Source organism: Planococcus versutus, assembly GCF_001186155.3.
GTDB classification, from domain to species: Bacteria; Bacillota; Bacilli; order Bacillales_A; family Planococcaceae; genus Planococcus; species Planococcus versutus.
Window position 1 is genome coordinate 312,500 of the sequence record NZ_CP016540.2, and the last position, 15,848, is coordinate 328,347.

The following is a 15,848-nucleotide window of genomic DNA, read 5'->3' on the forward strand; positions in this document are numbered from 1 at the left end:
ACAGGCAAAGAAAGTCTCTGTCTGTTTTTTATTACCAATCTGGCGAGTTTTTCTCAGTAAGTCCAAGTTCTTTCATCAAGCGAGTAAAACCGCTGTCTCGGTTTCCTTCGAATGCTTTTTCTGTACAGTCGGAATGAGGTGGATAATTGAGATCTTTAGCTTCTCCCAATGTTGCTTCTTCTAGAAAATTAGTAGCATCAGCTTGTTCAAAGCAAGAAGGTGCAATATACGTTCTGAAAGAGTGTTCCAGTACTACGCGACTCTCAGGTGCCGGTTCATTTTCTCGTGGTAAAAAGAACCAGAAGATTAATGCAGCCACTAGAAGCAATAAGACCGTCATCCAAATTTTTTTGAGCTTCATAAATTATTCCTCCGTCAACAAAATTTTTGCATCTGACAGAATGTCTTCTACTGGTGGATTTAATCCGTTATAAGACTTCATGATGACACCTTCTTGGTTAACCAAGAAGAAATAAGTACCATGAATCACTTGATCATCATTTTCAGGCTTTCGAGCTAAAGTTTTAAAATTATTCATCGCAAAATCATCGATTTCTTGCGGTGTATAGCCCGTCAATAAATTCCAAGACGACAAATCAGCTCCGTAATTCTCTGCATAAGATTTCAAAATTTCGGGTTTATCAAACGCAGGATCTACACTAAAGGAGACAAGTTGAACATCTAGCCCCTTTTCTTTTAACTGCTCTTGAATATTTGTCATGTTCGCCATCATTGGCAGGCAAACAGTTGTGCAATTAGTAAATACAAAATCAGCAAGCCATACTTCGCCTTCCAAATCTGCTAAACCAAAATCTTCGTTATTATGATTTGTAAACGTAAAGTTTTCTATTTCTAATTCGAGCGGGTCTTCAATGCCTTGATTGCAGGCAACTAGAAAAATGCTGAAAAACACAGCTAGTACTAACCCTCTATATTTCCGCAAACATACCAGCCTCTCTTTCGTTAAACAGTCTCCCATAAGCGTAGTGGAAATTTTACTTTCTAACAAGAGCGTAAGTAGAAAGAAATGTGTAGACATTTTGAACGATATGCTTGTTTGTTTTTTAATTTAACTAAATTTTTGAATAATTTAGTGCTTTAACAAGGTATTCATGAGACCTGTGTAGAATTTAGAGAAGATATAGAGCTGGCAAAATTAAGGGGGGATGTAAATGAAAAACCTGAAAAGCCTCTTGACTCAAGCCAAACTGGAGGCTTTCCATATGGGGTTGATGAAAGATGCTTATCTTTACTTTGGGGCACATGTAACCAACGATCAAACCAAATTTACTTTATGGGTTCCAAATGTCAATAAAGTAGCGGTAGCATGCACATATCCAACTAGTTTAATAGAAGAGGTTTTTCAAATGAAACAACATCCGCTTGATGAAACAATTTGGCAAGTAGAAATCCCACAAAAGCTAACTGACTGTGCATATGAATATATTATTGAAACCACAAGTGGAAAAACTATAAAAAAGTCGGATCCTTACGCACGTGCAAGTGAACTCAGACCGAATACAAAATCAATAGTCGCTACACAAGCAAACCACAAGTGGTCAAAAGCAGTGTTGCAACAAAAGAAAGTTCAAAATTATCATCATTTTGAGAAACCAATGGTGATTTACGAACTGCACATTGGCACATGGAAACGCGACGAACAAGGTGACTTTTTAACTTATCGTGAGCTAGCCGATATATTGATTCCCTATGTAATGGAAATGGAGTTTACACACATAGAAGTGATGCCAATTACAGAACATCCACTTGATGAATCGTGGGGTTATCAGGCGACTGGTTACTTTTCTCCAACGAGTCGCTACGGAACGAGCGAAGACTTGAAATATTTTGTTGCGAAATGTGCAGAACATAAAATAGGAGTGATTTTAGATTGGATTCCTGGACATTTTTGTGTAGATGAACATGCATTGGCGAATTTTAATGGCAGTCCTTTATATGAATACACACAGGAAGAACGACGCAACAATCCAGAATGGGGCACGCTGAATTTTGATATTCAAAAAGGAGAAATCGTTAGCTTTCTTTTATCCAGCAGTCATTACTGGATTCAAGAATTTAAATTTGATGGCTTTCGAATGGATGCATTAATTTCGTTGCTGTTTATTCCAAATAGTAAAGAGCGTCTGGTCAATCAGCAAGGAATAGAATTTCTACAAAAACTGACGAGTCGTTTGAAAGAAAACTTTCCAGGCATCTTATTAATTGCTGAAGATGCATGGAACTTTCCAAAAGTGACGCATGAGGTGGCAGATGGGGGCGTTGGTTTTCACTATAAATGGAATTTTGGATGGATGCGTGACACGCTAGATTACATGGAAACGCAGCCTCCAAAGCGTTCAACAGTCCATGGCAAAATGAATTTTTCGCTAATGTATCAATACGAAGAGCGGTATCTTTTGGCTCTTTCGCACGATGAAGTGGTAAACGGACAAAACTCATTGTTAAACAAACTTCCAGGGACTTTGGATGAACGATTTTCTCAACTAAGATTACTTTTAGGATTTTGGATTGCGCATCCAGGAAAAAAATTATTGTTTATGGGACAAGAATTTGGTCATTTTGAGGAATGGACCTTTAAGCCTTCGCTCGATTGGTCTTCATTAGAAGTAGAAAATCATAAAAAAATGGCGAATTTTACAAAAAAACTACTAGCTTTTTATAAGTCAGAACCTGCGCTTTTTGAATTAGATGATCATCCTGACGGTTTCTCGTGGATTGACGCAGATAATTATGAACAAAGCATTGCTACCTTTATTCGAAGAGGGCATTTGCCGAAAGATGATTGCATCGTCATCTGCAACTTTTCTGAAAACGATCATAAAAAAATCGCGGTAGGAGTTCCAACAAACACGGTTTACGAAAAAGTATTTACAACAACGACGGATCAGCAAAAACCAATTATTTATGCTATAAACCATCCAAGTAATAACTTGCCTTACTCGATCCTACTGGATTTACCTGCATTTACAATGAGTATATGGAAAAAAAAGAAAGGAAGTGAAGCACAATGAACAAAAAAGTAGTTGCGATGCTTTTAGCAGGCGGACAAGGAAGTCGGTTAAAATCATTAACTTATACAATAGCTAAACCTGCACTTCCGTTTGGAGGAAAATACCGAATTATCGATTTCCCTTTATCCAATTGCACCAATTCCGGAATCGATACGGTCGGTGTCTTGACTCAATATCAACCACATGTCTTGCATGCATATATCGGACTCGGAACCCCGTGGGACTTAGACCGACATAATGGCGGGGTGACTATGTTACCACCTTATGCTGAAATTGATGGGAACAAATGGTATGCAGGGACAGCCAGTGCCATCTATCAAAACATGTCTTTTCTTCAAACCTGTGAACCCGAGTATGTTCTTATTTTGTCAGGAGATCATATATATAAAATGGATTACGAACTGTTGATTGATTATCATAAAGAGCATGACGCAGACGTAACCATTTCTGTGTTAGAAGTTCCTTGGGAAGAAGCAAGTCGATTTGGTGTTATTCATGTGGATGACAAAATGGGCGTTAATGAGTTTGATGAAAAGCCAGAAAAGCCGAAAAGTAACTTAGCTTCCATGGGCGTTTATGTCTTCACTTGGAAGAAACTAAAAGAATATTTAGAATCAGATAATAGAAGTACAGCGTCTTCTCATGATTTTGGAAAAGATATTTTACCGGCCATGCTAAGCAATGGTGAAAAAATGGTGGCTTATCCATTTAAGGGGTACTGGAAAGACGTTGGAACGGTTGAAAGCTTATGGGAAGCTAATATGGACTTACTTGACTTAAACTCGGGTTTAAATTTACATGATCCAGATTGGCGGATATATTCTTCAAACCCACAATTACCACCTCAAGTCATTAATGAAACGGGAACAGTGGTGGGGTCTATGGTAAACGAAGGTTGTGTTATTTCGGGAGAGGTTGTAAAATCGATTATTTTTCAAAACGTCACCATCAAAAAAGATGCGTCAGTCTCAGAAAGTGTCGTTATGAGTGGTGCAATCATCAACAAAGGAGCGAAGCTTCATCGCGTAATTGTGCCACCAAAATTAGTAGTTCCTGAGGGATTTGAAATTTGTAACCAGCAAGGTGAAGTGATTCTCTTAACACAAGAACAGCTGGATGAGTGGAAGGAGAGTGTCCGTAAATGAACTTACTTGCAGTAGTAGATGCCTCTGTTAAAAAAGAAGGATTGCAAGATTTAACCATGCAACGGACGGTGTCGTCTGTCCCATTTGCTGGAAGATACCGGTTGATTGATTTTACTTTATCAAATCTAGTGAATTCGGGTGTAAGTACGGTTGGCATATTTCCTTCTTACCCACTAGCATCATTATTGGATCACATTGGTGTCGGAAAGAGTTGGGATTTAGATCGAAGAAAAAACGGGCTGTATTTCTTACCGGTTACTCAAAGAGATGGTGGGTTATCGAGTGTAGGTGCGTTTGCTGCTTTAGAAGAACATATTCAATTTTTTACTAAAAGTAACCAGCCCCATGTGGTGGTAACGAATAGTTTCGTTATTACTCAACTAGACTTCAAAGATATGCTAGAACAACACATTGACTCAGGTGCGGATATCACAGAAGCTGTCAGTCAAGGTGTGTCACTAAAAAATTATATTTTATCCAGAGAGCTATTATTGGAATTGATCCAGACACATCAAGATAAAAAAGTAGTGAGTGTAGAAGATGTCGTTAACTTGAAGAAAAGTCCACATGTATTCAATGAGTATGACTATAAGGGTTATTTCGCTGTGATTGATTCAATTCAAAGCTATTTTGAAGCTTCCTTTGCTTTACTAGACGAGGAAAATAGAGAGCAATTATTTCTTAAAGATCGTCCGATTTATACAAAGGTAAAAGATGAACCACCTACTCGTTACATGAATGGTTCTAAAGTGAAACGAGCTCTAATTGCCAACGGAAGCACCATTATGGGGGAAGTAATTGACAGTACGATTAGCCGAGGAGTTTATATTAAAAAAGGTGCACGCATTGAAAAGTGCATTATTATGCAAAAGTCCAGTGTCGAAGAAAACTGTGATTTAAAATATGTGATAGCTGACAAAGACGTATTTATTGGTGAAGGCGTCGTTCTACACGGAACTGCAGAACACCCCATCGTTTTGCGTAAAGGAGAAACAGTTAGAAAGGAGGATTTGCGATGAAGATTGTAATGGCAGCAGCAGAATGTGCGCCTTTTGCAAAAGCTGGCGGACTAGCAGATGTAATGGGAGCTCTGCCTAAAGAACTCAGCAGACTGGGCCATGAAATCATAGTAATTATCCCGAAATACAGTATCATTTCGTCTGAATATACAGCAGAATTCATCTTAAAAGAAACGATTGAAATGTCCTTTAAAGGACAGCGACATTCCTTTCGGGTTTTTGAATTCGAACAAGCGGGCGTAACTTATCTTTTTGTTGAAAAAGACGACTATTTTAAAAGAGATCACATATATGGTCAATCAGATGATGCGGAACGTTATGCGTTCTTCAATCGCTCCGTGTTAGAGATTATTCAGCAACAACAGCAACAACCAGATGTCATTCATGTACATGATTGGCATACGGCAGCTATTCTTTTTTTACTAAAAGAAGACTCACGCTATGCTTCTATAAAAGAAATGAAGAGCGTATTGACCATTCACAATTTGCAATTCCAAGGGCAATTTTCGAAAAAGACATTTCTAGAAAATTTTGAAGTCGATGAACGTTTTTATGACGATGGCTTTGTTGAATGGAATGGAAACTATAACTCATTAAAGACAGGGCTTTCTTATGCTGATGCAATAACAACAGTAAGCCCAACGTATAGAGATGAAATTTTAACAGATATCTATGGTGAAAAACTGAATCGCTTTTTGCAGAAAAAAGAGCAAGATTTAGTGGGCATTTTAAATGGTATTGATACAGAAGTTTACAATCCTGCAACTGACTTGTTTATCGAACGAGAATTTGATGCATTAAGCATAGAAGGAAAACAAATTAATAAACGGGCAATTCAGCAAAAAGTCGGGTTGCCAGATCGTGGAGATGCCCCATTGCTGACGATGATTTCCAGACTTGCAGGACAAAAGGGAGTAGACGTTCTACAAAAAATACTGCCAAAATTATTGACAGAAGAAGATGTTCAGTTTGTCTTATTGGGTTCCGGAGAAACACAATATGAACTGTTTTTTAAAAAGTTAGCTGAGGATTTTCCTGAAAAAGTAGCGGTCTATATTGGATTTGATGAAAAATTTGCTCATTTGTTATATGCCGGAGCTGATATTTTTCTTATGCCGTCGCATTTTGAACCTTGTGGCTTAAGTCAATTGATTTCAATGCAGTACGGGACTGTGCCAGTCGCTAATAAGACAGGTGGACTAAAAGACACCGTCATCGAATACAATGAACAAGACAAGTCTGGAAATGGCTTTCTAAGTAATTTTTTAACAAATCAACCTTTTGATTTAGCGCTACAGCGTGCTTTAAGTTTTTACCAACAGCCTGAGCATTGGAAAACTATTAAGAAAAATGGAATGGAAGGCAATTATTCCTGGTCGCGTTCTGCGGCAGAATACGCCAAACTTTATGAAAAGCTAAGCTAAAGGGGCGTGCCGATAATGTTTTCATCAAAAGAAGAGTTTAAAAAATTTTTCATGAATCGTATAGCAGATAAAAGATCACAAAAAAGTCTAGAGATGGCTTTTGAAACGCTTTGGGAAATGACGCATGAATGGATTCAAGAAAATTGGAATCGAACAAATCAATTATATGAAAAAGAGCCTGAGAAACAATTGTATTATTTCTCTATTGAGTTTCTTATTGGCCGTGTATTAGGACAAAACCTCGTCAATTTAAATTTTTACGATGTCGTCAAAGAAGGTCTAGATGAACTAGGCCTTAAACTATCCGAAATTGAAGAACTTGAAGACGAACCAGGTCTTGGTAACGGCGGTTTAGGAAGACTTGCTGCTTGTTTTATGGATTCTTTAGCTTCACTTGCATTGCCAGGACACGGTTATGGATTACGGTATAAAGGTGGACTTTTCACACAGCATTTCGTCAATGGCAATCAAACCGAACAACCCACAAAATGGATTAAAGAAAAAAACAATGCAGATGCCCGACAAAAAGATTTGGCGGTTGAAGTTGCTTATTATGGAGATGTTCAATTGGTAGTAGGGACAGCAGGAGTAAAAAGAACAATAGAAAATCCTGTATGGGTCAAAGCGGTGCCTTATGATTTGCCAATTGTTGGAGCAAACGGTGGTACCATCAATACGCTTCGTCTTTGGCAGGCAGAAGTATCAGAACGTCCATTTCCTAGCACTAAGGACCATACCGTATATGAGCACGAAACGGCTAAAATCACAGATCGTCTTTATCCAGACGATTCGCTCGAGAGTGGAAAAATTCTTCGTTTGAAACAGCAATATTTGCTTTGCAGTGCATCGCTCCAGGATTTATTAAGAAATCCTAGTTTTCCCGTAGAAGAAATACCAGAGAATATTGCCATTCAAATCAACGATACACATCCTGCACTCGCGATCCCAGAATTAATGCGGATCCTCATAGATGACCACTCTCTTGGATGGGAACAAGCATGGGACATTACCACGCGCACTATTTCCTATACAAATCATACAATTTTAACAGAGGCTATGGAGAAATGGGACTGTCATTTGATTCAATCCTTGCTTCCGAGAATTTATTTAATTATTGAGGAAATTGATTTGCGTTTTAAAGAAAGTTTGCAAAATCAAGGGAAAACCGTGGATGTCCTCCGTAAATTATCGATTATTGAAGAAGGTGTCATTAAGATGGCTGTCTTAGCGGTAGTTGGTAGTTATAAAGTTAATGGCGTTGCCAAATTGCATACAAACATATTGAAAAAACGAGAAATGAAAGAGCTAAATGAACAATTTCCGAATAAGTTTCATAATAAAACCAACGGCATTACACACCGAAGATGGTTGATCAAAGCCAATCCCGAGTTATCGGAATTGATTACGGAAACAATTGGTGCGCGCTGGGTAAAAGAGCCTGAACGGTTAGATGAATTGCATAGTTTTGCGCAAAATCCATCATTTCTTCAAGATTTTCAAGCCGTAAAAAAGTTGAAAAAAGAGCAGTTGATTTATCATTTGCAGCGAGATCAAAATATTGTTGTGGATTCGGCTTCTATTTTTGATATTCACATCAAGCGTTTTCATGGCTACAAGCGACAGTTGATGAATATTTTACACATTCAAATGTTATACAACCGGATTAAACACGATTCAACTTATCGTCCTTATCCTAGAACATTCTTTTTTGGAGGCAAAGCAGCACCGACTTACCATTTTGCAAAACAAGTGATTAAAATGATCAATACAATCGCATCAAAAGTGAATAATGATCCTTTAGTAAGAGAGCATTTGCACATTGTATTTGTTGAAAATTACAATGTGACGCAAGCGGAATACTTAATCCCGGCAGCTGAAGTAAGCGAACAAATATCTACTGCTTCAAAAGAAGCTTCAGGTACGGGTAATATGAAGTTGATGATGAATGGAGCATTGACCATTGGGACATTTGATGGGGCGAATGTTGAGATGTTTGAACAAGTGGGAGAAGAAAACGCATTTGTTTTTGGGATGCGCGCTGAAGAAATCATGCAATATGAAAAAGAAAAATCTTATAATCCGAAAGAAATAATTGAAGGAGATCCAGAAATTGCAAAAATGATGCGACAACTAGCAACAGGAAAGTTTACAGATGGAAAAATAAATGCTGATTTTATTGTAGAACAATTATTGGAAGATAAGGATCCTTATTTTGTGTTAAAAGATATTCATAGCTACGCAAAAGCTCACGAAAAAATATTGAAAGCGTACGACAACCCAATGAAATGGGCAGAGATGAGCGTTAAAAATATGGCTGCTTCAGGTATTTTCTCGAGTGATCGTACGATTCAGCAATATTCAGATGATGTTTGGCATTTAAGCAAAGTTCCCAGTATTCACTAATTGCTGAAGGAGTGAAGATATGGCAGAAAATGCATTTGATAATACGGATTTAAAAGCTTATAAAGCTAGTGGAGTACTCGCTGACAAAGTAGCGATTGTTACAGGAGCTAGTAGCGGAATCGGCCAAGCTGTAGCAATTGCTTATGCTAAGGAAGGTGCAAAAATAGTCATCGGATATCTGGAAGATGAACCAGGCGCTCAAAAAACCATTTCGTTAATTGAGTCTTATGGCGGGCAAGCTAAAGCTTTGGCTGGCGATTTAGGCAAATCGGAGAATTGTGATAAACTTGTACAATTTACTTTAGCTGAATTTGGTCAAATCGATATTTTGGTTAATAATGCGGGGTATCAATACCCACAAACCTCACCACTCGATATCACGGATGAACAATTACTCAAAACGTTTGAAATCAAAGCATTTGCTATGTTTTATTTAACGAGAGCGGCTCTTCCTCATTTAAAAAAAGGGGCTCGCATTATTAACACAGCATCGATCAATGCTTATCGAGGTCATTCGGATTTGATCGATTACTCTGGTGCAAATGGTGCGATGGTAGCTATGACACGAGCGCTTGCCCGTCGATTAGTACGGGAGGAAATTGCAGTAAACGGCATCGCCCCTGGACCGATTTGGACACCGCTTATTACCAAAACGTTTGGTGAGTTAAATCCAAACGTAGCGGACGATTTTGGTGAAGATGTGCCAGCAGGACGACCGGGTCAACCTTATGAGTTAGTAAAGGCGTATGTGTTTTTAGCAGACTCGCAAAATTCCTATATGACAGGTCAATTTTTGCATATGAATGGCGGAGACTACATGTCTACTTAACGTGCAGACCAAGGGAATTTCCTTGGTCTGCTTTTTCATCAGTGCTGACCTATGGTAAAATTCACTGAAGAATAGGAGTGAGTTTTTGAAAAAGAGCATAGTGTTCTTACTGCTAGCCATCATGGCATTTGTTGTGGTAGTAGTTTTTTACATGGGAGATGAACAATCATCAAAAGAAAAGACTGTTAATCAAATCAATCAACAACAAAATCAAAAAAAATCTGAACAGTCGACTATCGTTAAAGACGATGAAGATGAAATGCGTGTGCATTACATTGATGTTGGACAAGGAGACGCCACCTTGCTAGAAGTTGACGGGTTTTCGATTTTAATTGATGCAGGGAATTGGAAGTCAAAAGAAGTAGTGGATTATTTAAAAGAACAAAATATAAAAGATATCGATATTGTCGTCGGAACGCATCCAGATGCCGATCATATTGGACAGCTGGCGCAAGTTATTGGTGAGTTTGAAGTTGGCGAAGCATGGATGTCTGGTAATTCAAGTTCTTCTGCCACATTTACGAATGCTTTACAAGCAATCGAAGCCAGTGGAACAGAATATGTTGAGCCGAGAACGGGAGACGTTTACGATGTAGGTCCTCTTGAAATTAAAGTGCTCCATCCAAAAGAAATTACGGGTGACGCGAACGAAGAATCTGTGTCATTGAAAATCACTTATGGAGATATTGACTTTATTTTTACAGGAGATGCAGGTGTTAAAGAAGAGCAAGAAATGATTGATACAGGAATTGACTTGGATGCGGAAATCTTACATTTAGGACATCATGGTTCGAACACTTCGACAAGTTCAGCCTTTTTACATGCAGTAACTCCGGAAGTTGCTATTTATAGTGCGGGCATTGACAATTCATATGGTCATCCGCATGCAGAAGTTATTGCAACCGTTGAAAACACAGGAGCAGAAATTTATGGAACAGACGTTAATGGAACGATTATTGTGGAAACAGATGGAGCAGTTTACAGTGTGAAGATGCAGCAAACAGGAGTTCCAATTGAAGGGCAAAATCGGTGTATTGATTTGAATATAGCTTCCTCTTCAGAGTTACAGGAAATCTCAGGGATCGGCGAGACTTACGCTAAAGCAATAGTGGAACAACGACCATTTAAAAAAATAGAAGAACTCACTGCCATTAAAGGAATTGGTCTAGGAACAATAGAGGTTATTCAAGAACAAGGATTGGTTTGTATAGGAGGGGAATAAGATGAAAGGGATTTTAGACAGGATCGAAGATTGCAGACTCGCAGTCATTTTAGTAGAAGACGAAGAGCTTGAATTGATTTTGCCTGCTGATCGATTGCCTGAAGGAAGCCAGATCCATTCTTGGTTTATCATTGGTTTAGAAAACGACCAATTAGCCATAACGTTAGATACAGAAACCTCTTTTATCAAGGCTAAACAAACGCAAGAATTAATGACACAGCTGAGAACAAAGAAAAAAAAGAGTCGCTTTAAGCGAAATTAAAAAGGCCTGGAATCTTTTAAGGATTTCAGACTTTTTTAATTATAGACGTAGAGCTAGTTTTGTTCGATCAATTCTAAATGATAATCAGCTACTTGATTGGGTTTGTACAAATCTGTAATGGATGTAGAATAATCAACGATTGAAGCATCAAATTCTGCCTCTAGAGTAGGTATGCGTATGTGGAAATGTATTTTATAGAGCAATGTTGCTATGTCGTAATAATCTTCGCTTGTCACTTTAAAGTCAAAAATAATTTTTCGTTTTTTCTGTTGAGTATCAGATGCCTCAAGCCATTGTTCTTTAAAGTTTAAAGCATGTATTTGCGTGTCATTAATCCAAATGTGCATTGCCATTCTCTCATTCACCTCTGTTTTTGATTATTGAGTAAGGCGTAAAGGATTTTTTCGGATGTCGGCTACGATTAAAGCCCCAACTAGGAATAAGCCAAGAAAGCCAATAGTTGGATACAAGAGACTGACAAGTTTAGTAAAACCAACAAAGCTTAATATGTAAGCGACACTAACTGTTATGATAATAAAAATGCGCGATTTTACTGTACCCATTACAATAAACCGTGCCGAAAATGAGTAAAGCATGCTAACCGCTGTGTTGAAAATCATTCCAAAAAGAATGAGTGACATGATAATGCCAAGCACAGGTGAAAGGTTGTCAGCAATCTGTAGTAAAGGCATTTCTGCAGTCCGTACAACATCTACTTTAGAGAAAATGGCTAAATGACTTAAAATAATCAATCCACCTAGAATAAGGCCGCCAATAAGTCCGCCGCGTGCAGCTACTTTCTCATCTTTTTCAGTACCTCCCATTACGATAGCCATTGAAGCTCCCACCGCAATATTAAAGGAAACGTAATTGATAGCAGACAAAAACCAATTTGATAAAGCCGAATCTTGTTTGTTAGCAATAGAATCTAATGCTGTAAAAGTAGTATCCATTGTCATTAAGCTATAAACAGCTAATACAACAACGGCAATGATTAAAAATGGTGTTATGCTTCCAATGATTGAAATTACTTTGTCTACATTTAGCATAATCGTCAAGATGACTAAAATTGCCATAACGGTACTGCCAAGAGGTGCAGGTAAATTAAACTGTTGAGAGAAGATAGAACCTGCTCCAGCAATCATCACAACGCCTACGCCAAACAACGTTAAGATAATAATGTAGTCAACGATGGTTCCAATTATTTTCCCGCTAATACCGAAAATGGCTTCTTTATGTGATGTTGTTTTCATTCGACTTCCAAGTCGTGTTAAACTCATTCCCAAATATGCGAATAAGGCGGTAGCAATGATAGCGGCGATAGTCCCCATAGACCCGTGACTAGTAAAGTACTGGAGAACTTCTTGTCCAGAAGCAAATCCTGCACCTACAATAATACCAACAAAAGCACTTCCCATTTTTAAGCTTTTCATGTTGTTCCTCCTTGATGCAAATTGTTTCTGTGATGAGTTTTTTAAAAATTTAAAATACCTTATGTGAATATAACAAAAAATAGAGTAGCACTCAATCGAAATCAATGCGACTGCGTATAGTTCACTCTATATACCTATAAGTAAGAGACAGAGTAATCAAGATAGGAAAAGAAGGTCAATTACATTGTCTAGTATACTATTAATACAAAAAAGCATCACCGAAAAAATCGGTGATGCTAGTGTGATCAATTACTTTATATCTTTGTTTGCGATAATAACCAATTTGCCTTTGTCAAGTTCTTCTTCATACTGTTCTGCTTCTTGGTCAGATAAACCAGCTGCAGCCATTTTAGCACGCAACTCGTCTCCTCTTGAGATAGTCATGTTTTTCATGCTATCCAAGAATCCCTGTTCTTTAATCCCAACATCTTCCGTGTCTAATGCTTTCGTGATATCTTTGCCACGTTTTTTATCGTGTGCAAATATATAAATATCATCGTGTGTAAATCCTTGTGTTTCTAATTTTTCGATTTCTGCTTTAGCTTGTAGTGCATTTTCGACTGTCATTTTTAAAGTCAATGTAATCCCTCCAAGTAATTTCGTTCTTGTTATATATATACCACAACGAATAGGAGCTTAAACAAAAAAGCCAAGAACAATCCGTTATACTAAAAGAAAAGGGAGAGAAGGAGTGATTTTTTGAGGGTTATACCGATTGGTATTTGGGGAGGATATCCCAATAAAAACGAAGCGACATCAGCATTTTTAATTGAACAAGATGGCTTCCGCTGTTTGGTCGATTGTGGCAGTGGCGTATTAGCAGCTGTTCAAAATTATGTAGAGTTGCGTAATTTAGATGCAGTCGTCATTAGTCATTATCATCCTGATCACATAGCAGATATCGGCGTGCTTCAACATGCAGCGATGGTCGGCATGCAACTAAAAGAATGGAACACACCGTTGATTATTTACGCCCACGACAAAGATTTAGAAGAATTTAAGAAGTTATCTTATAAAGGCGTCACCGAAGGTCGTGCAATACGAGCAGCAGAAACGCTAGAGCTGGGTCCGTGGCAAGTTTCTTTTTGTGAGACGATTCACCCGGTCTATTGTTTAGCTATGAAATTTACTGCGGACGGAAAGACTGTGGTATTTACAGCAGATACTAGTTGGAAAAAAGAACTAATCGACTTTTCTCGAGAGAGCGATCTTTTAGTGGCAGAAGCAAATCTTTACGAAAAACACCTTGGTATCATCCAAGGACATATGAGCGGTAGTCAAGCTGGCAAACTTGCTGAACTCGCGAGTGCGAAGCAATTACTGTTGACCCACTTACCGCAATACGGAGAACTTGAAGAAGTTTTAGAAGCCGCCAAGTCTCGTTACACCGGTCAAGTTGAATTTGCTGTTATCGGAAAAACGTATGAAGTTTGACGCGTGACAGCTATGACGTAACAGGCAGATAGTTTGTATATCAACTATTTTCCTTTTATTCTTAAAGCTGTATATAGAATGAAAGGAAGATGAAAATGTTACAACCCATAGATACATTTCCAGTTTCAGTTCTAGATCTTGTGCCGGTTCGCGAAGGAGGAACAACTAAAGACGCCTTGGAAGAGATGATCGCGATTGCACAGCATGTGGAAAAGCTTGGCTATAAAAGATTTTGGCTTTCAGAGCATCACAACACAGCCACTCTAGCAAGTTCTGCTACAGCAATCTTAATTTCAAAAGTACTTGACCATACAGAAACAATTCAAGTAGGGTCAGGTGGCATTATGTTGCCCAACCATACACCGCTTGTTGTTGCAGAACAATTTGGTACGTTGGAAACCATGCATCCTGGTCGCTTAAATCTAGGTCTTGGGCGAGCTCCAGGAACGGACATGCAAACAGCGCATGCACTTCGCAGAACCACTCAAGAAACAGCCTTTGCATTTCCACAAGACGTAGTAGAATTGCAAAATTATTTAAAGCCAATTGGAGAACAAGGACCTGTAAGAGCGCATCCAGGTGTGGGAACTTCAGTGCCTGTTTATATCCTAGGGTCTAGTACATCTAGTGCTCAGCTTGCTGCGCGTATGGGACTGCCCTACGTATTTGCTGCCCATTTTGCACCGCAACAAGTAGAGCAAGCGCTACAAATTTACCGAAGCGAGTTCCAGCCTTCTGAATATTTAAGTGAACCATATGTGATGGTTTGCGTAAACGTCATTGGGGCAATGACCAATGAAGAAGCGGGAAAATTAGCTACTTCTAGTGACCAGTTCTATTTAAACGTCATAAGAGGAAGTAAAGAGTTATTAAAAGCACCGATTGAGACGATGGATGGACAATGGAGCTATCGTGAAGAAATGATGGTACGCGGCATGTCGCAATATACATTCACCGGTACTGAAGAATTAATTAGCGAACGCTTGGGAAAATTTGTTTCTCGATTACAGATTGACGAAATTGTTGCAGTTTCTTATATTTACGACCAAGAAAAAAGAAAGCGTTCATTTGAAATTCTAAAACAAGCGACCGCTCATTTCAAAGTGGCAACTCGTTAATTGTCTTTCGACTAAGGTTTCTCTTAATGCATTTAGAAAGTAGAAGCTGGTCCTTTACAGAACTAGCTTTTTTACTCATGTGTCGTTGTAGATAGTAGAAAAGAATTGCCATGAAATGTTCACCTTCCATAAAAGTATAGAAGCTTGAATGATGTATAATGAAATGAAACTTGAGGTTTAAAGGTGGGAACTAACGAAATGGATTTTTTATATTTTCCTGAAGACAAGTCAGAGTATATCCCTGGGATTATTTCTGTCGTTATTATATTTATTTTGTCCATACTGATTGTGCGGTTATTAACTAAAGCTTCCCGCAAGCAAGTGAAGAAGTTAGAAGAGCAAGGATATCCAGTTGTTTACAAAGATGGTTTGGATGTTAAAAATGTAGATGATAACAGTTCAGAACTAAAAAAAACACAAGCTAATGCAGATGAGCAAAAACGGATGCACGATAACAAAGAGACCTGACAACTGTTGGGTCTCTTTTTATGTTGTCAAAAGGTATATACTTAAACCAATTGATAAGA

At 38.3% G+C, this 15,848-nt stretch carries 16 protein-coding genes; 11 read left to right on the top strand and 5 right to left on the bottom strand.

All coding sequences use genetic code 11. From position 1 onward, the window contains the following. Positions 1-31: 31 nt before the first annotated feature. Positions 32-361 carry a hypothetical protein gene (locus I858_RS01690; RefSeq protein ID WP_049694057.1) on the bottom strand — a complete coding sequence of 110 codons (330 nt, stop codon included), beginning with the start codon at positions 359-361 and terminating at the stop codon, positions 32-34. Positions 362-364: 3 nt separating this feature from the next. Beyond that, positions 365-943 (bottom strand): SCO family protein, encoded by a 579-nt coding sequence (locus tag I858_RS01695; protein ID WP_049694056.1) that lies wholly within the window; start codon positions 941-943, stop codon positions 365-367. Positions 944-1,172: 229 nt separating this feature from the next. Here I858_RS01695 and glgB point away from each other — a divergent pair, with 229 nt between their 5' ends. The 8 genes from glgB (at position 1,173) to I858_RS01735 (ending at position 11,336) form a co-directional block, all read left to right on the top strand. Next, complete coding sequence (gene glgB / locus I858_RS01700) at positions 1,173-3,032, top strand: 1,4-alpha-glucan branching protein GlgB (RefSeq protein ID WP_083553642.1); 1,860 nt, start codon at positions 1,173-1,175, stop codon at positions 3,030-3,032. After that, complete coding sequence (locus I858_RS01705; protein ID WP_049694055.1) at positions 3,029-4,177, top strand: glucose-1-phosphate adenylyltransferase; 1,149 nt, start codon at positions 3,029-3,031, stop codon at positions 4,175-4,177. Before glgB ends, I858_RS01705 begins: the two co-directional genes overlap by 4 nt. Continuing rightward, positions 4,174-5,196, top strand: coding sequence for a sugar phosphate nucleotidyltransferase (locus I858_RS01710; protein ID WP_049694054.1), 1,023 nt, complete (start codon positions 4,174-4,176; stop codon positions 5,194-5,196). The genes I858_RS01705 and I858_RS01710 overlap by 4 nt, the downstream gene beginning before the upstream one ends. Then, positions 5,193-6,620: a glycogen synthase GlgA gene (glgA, locus tag I858_RS01715; RefSeq protein WP_049694053.1), complete on the top strand. Its 1,428-nt coding sequence runs from the start codon at positions 5,193-5,195 to the stop codon at positions 6,618-6,620. Before I858_RS01710 ends, glgA begins: the two co-directional genes overlap by 4 nt. 15 nt (positions 6,621-6,635) lie before the next feature. Further along, positions 6,636-9,023 carry a glycogen/starch/alpha-glucan family phosphorylase gene (gene glgP / locus I858_RS01720; RefSeq protein ID WP_049694052.1) on the top strand — a complete coding sequence of 796 codons (2,388 nt, stop codon included), beginning with the start codon at positions 6,636-6,638 and terminating at the stop codon, positions 9,021-9,023. A 19-nt stretch (positions 9,024-9,042) separates the two neighbouring features. Next, the gene (locus I858_RS01725; protein ID WP_049694051.1) at positions 9,043-9,852 is read left to right on the top strand and encodes an SDR family oxidoreductase; all 810 of its coding nucleotides are present in this window, start codon (positions 9,043-9,045) and stop codon (positions 9,850-9,852) included. Between the two features lie 85 nt (positions 9,853-9,937). After that, positions 9,938-11,074 (top strand): MBL fold metallo-hydrolase, encoded by a 1,137-nt coding sequence (locus I858_RS01730; RefSeq protein WP_049694050.1) that lies wholly within the window; start codon positions 9,938-9,940, stop codon positions 11,072-11,074. Between the two features lies 1 nt (position 11,075). After that, positions 11,076-11,336 carry a DUF3006 family protein gene (locus I858_RS01735; protein WP_049694049.1) on the top strand — a complete coding sequence of 87 codons (261 nt, stop codon included), beginning with the start codon at positions 11,076-11,078 and terminating at the stop codon, positions 11,334-11,336. A gap of 53 nt (positions 11,337-11,389) precedes the next feature. Here I858_RS01735 and I858_RS01740 read toward each other — a convergent pair whose 3' ends face one another. The 3 genes from I858_RS01740 to I858_RS01750 all read right to left on the bottom strand — a co-directional run bounded on the left by I858_RS01740 (position 11,390) and on the right by I858_RS01750 (position 13,348). Continuing rightward, complete coding sequence (locus I858_RS01740) at positions 11,390-11,689, bottom strand: DUF3219 family protein (protein WP_049694048.1); 300 nt, start codon at positions 11,687-11,689, stop codon at positions 11,390-11,392. A gap of 24 nt (positions 11,690-11,713) precedes the next feature. Continuing rightward, positions 11,714-12,769, bottom strand: coding sequence for a YkvI family membrane protein (locus tag I858_RS01745; protein WP_049694047.1), 1,056 nt, complete (start codon positions 12,767-12,769; stop codon positions 11,714-11,716). 249 nt (positions 12,770-13,018) lie between these two features. Continuing rightward, positions 13,019-13,348, bottom strand: coding sequence for a YflT domain-containing protein (locus tag I858_RS01750; RefSeq protein WP_049694046.1), 330 nt, complete (start codon positions 13,346-13,348; stop codon positions 13,019-13,021). 120 nt (positions 13,349-13,468) lie between these two features. On the opposite strand from I858_RS01750, the gene I858_RS01755 reads away from it, so the two are divergent. The 3 genes from I858_RS01755 to I858_RS01765 all read left to right on the top strand — a co-directional run bounded on the left by I858_RS01755 (position 13,469) and on the right by I858_RS01765 (position 15,789). Next, positions 13,469-14,203: an MBL fold metallo-hydrolase gene (locus tag I858_RS01755; protein ID WP_049694045.1), complete on the top strand. Its 735-nt coding sequence runs from the start codon at positions 13,469-13,471 to the stop codon at positions 14,201-14,203. Between the two features lie 95 nt (positions 14,204-14,298). Beyond that, positions 14,299-15,321, top strand: coding sequence for an LLM class flavin-dependent oxidoreductase (locus I858_RS01760; RefSeq protein WP_157886462.1), 1,023 nt, complete (start codon positions 14,299-14,301; stop codon positions 15,319-15,321). Between the two features lie 198 nt (positions 15,322-15,519). After that, complete coding sequence (locus I858_RS01765; RefSeq protein ID WP_049694043.1) at positions 15,520-15,789, top strand: hypothetical protein; 270 nt, start codon at positions 15,520-15,522, stop codon at positions 15,787-15,789. Positions 15,790-15,848: the final 59 nt, after the last annotated feature.

Coding starts and splice junctions, on each gene's coding strand:
- glgA (WP_049694053.1), top strand. CDS start 5,193: ATGAAGATTGTAATGGCAGCAGCAGAATGTGCGCCTTTTGCAAAAGCT.
- I858_RS01740 (WP_049694048.1), bottom strand. CDS start 11,689: ATGGCAATGCACATTTGGATTAATGACACGCAAATACATGCTTTAAAC.
- I858_RS01735 (WP_049694049.1), top strand. CDS start 11,076: ATGAAAGGGATTTTAGACAGGATCGAAGATTGCAGACTCGCAGTCATT.
- glgP (WP_049694052.1), top strand. CDS start 6,636: ATGTTTTCATCAAAAGAAGAGTTTAAAAAATTTTTCATGAATCGTATA.
- I858_RS01690 (WP_049694057.1), bottom strand. CDS start 361: ATGAAGCTCAAAAAAATTTGGATGACGGTCTTATTGCTTCTAGTGGCT.
- glgB (WP_083553642.1), top strand. CDS start 1,173: ATGAAAAACCTGAAAAGCCTCTTGACTCAAGCCAAACTGGAGGCTTTC.
- I858_RS01725 (WP_049694051.1), top strand. CDS start 9,043: ATGGCAGAAAATGCATTTGATAATACGGATTTAAAAGCTTATAAAGCT.
- I858_RS01760 (WP_157886462.1), top strand. CDS start 14,299: ATGTTACAACCCATAGATACATTTCCAGTTTCAGTTCTAGATCTTGTG.
- I858_RS01710 (WP_049694054.1), top strand. CDS start 4,174: ATGAACTTACTTGCAGTAGTAGATGCCTCTGTTAAAAAAGAAGGATTG.
- I858_RS01765 (WP_049694043.1), top strand. CDS start 15,520: ATGGATTTTTTATATTTTCCTGAAGACAAGTCAGAGTATATCCCTGGG.
- I858_RS01745 (WP_049694047.1), bottom strand. CDS start 12,769: ATGAAAAGCTTAAAAATGGGAAGTGCTTTTGTTGGTATTATTGTAGGT.
- I858_RS01705 (WP_049694055.1), top strand. CDS start 3,029: ATGAACAAAAAAGTAGTTGCGATGCTTTTAGCAGGCGGACAAGGAAGT.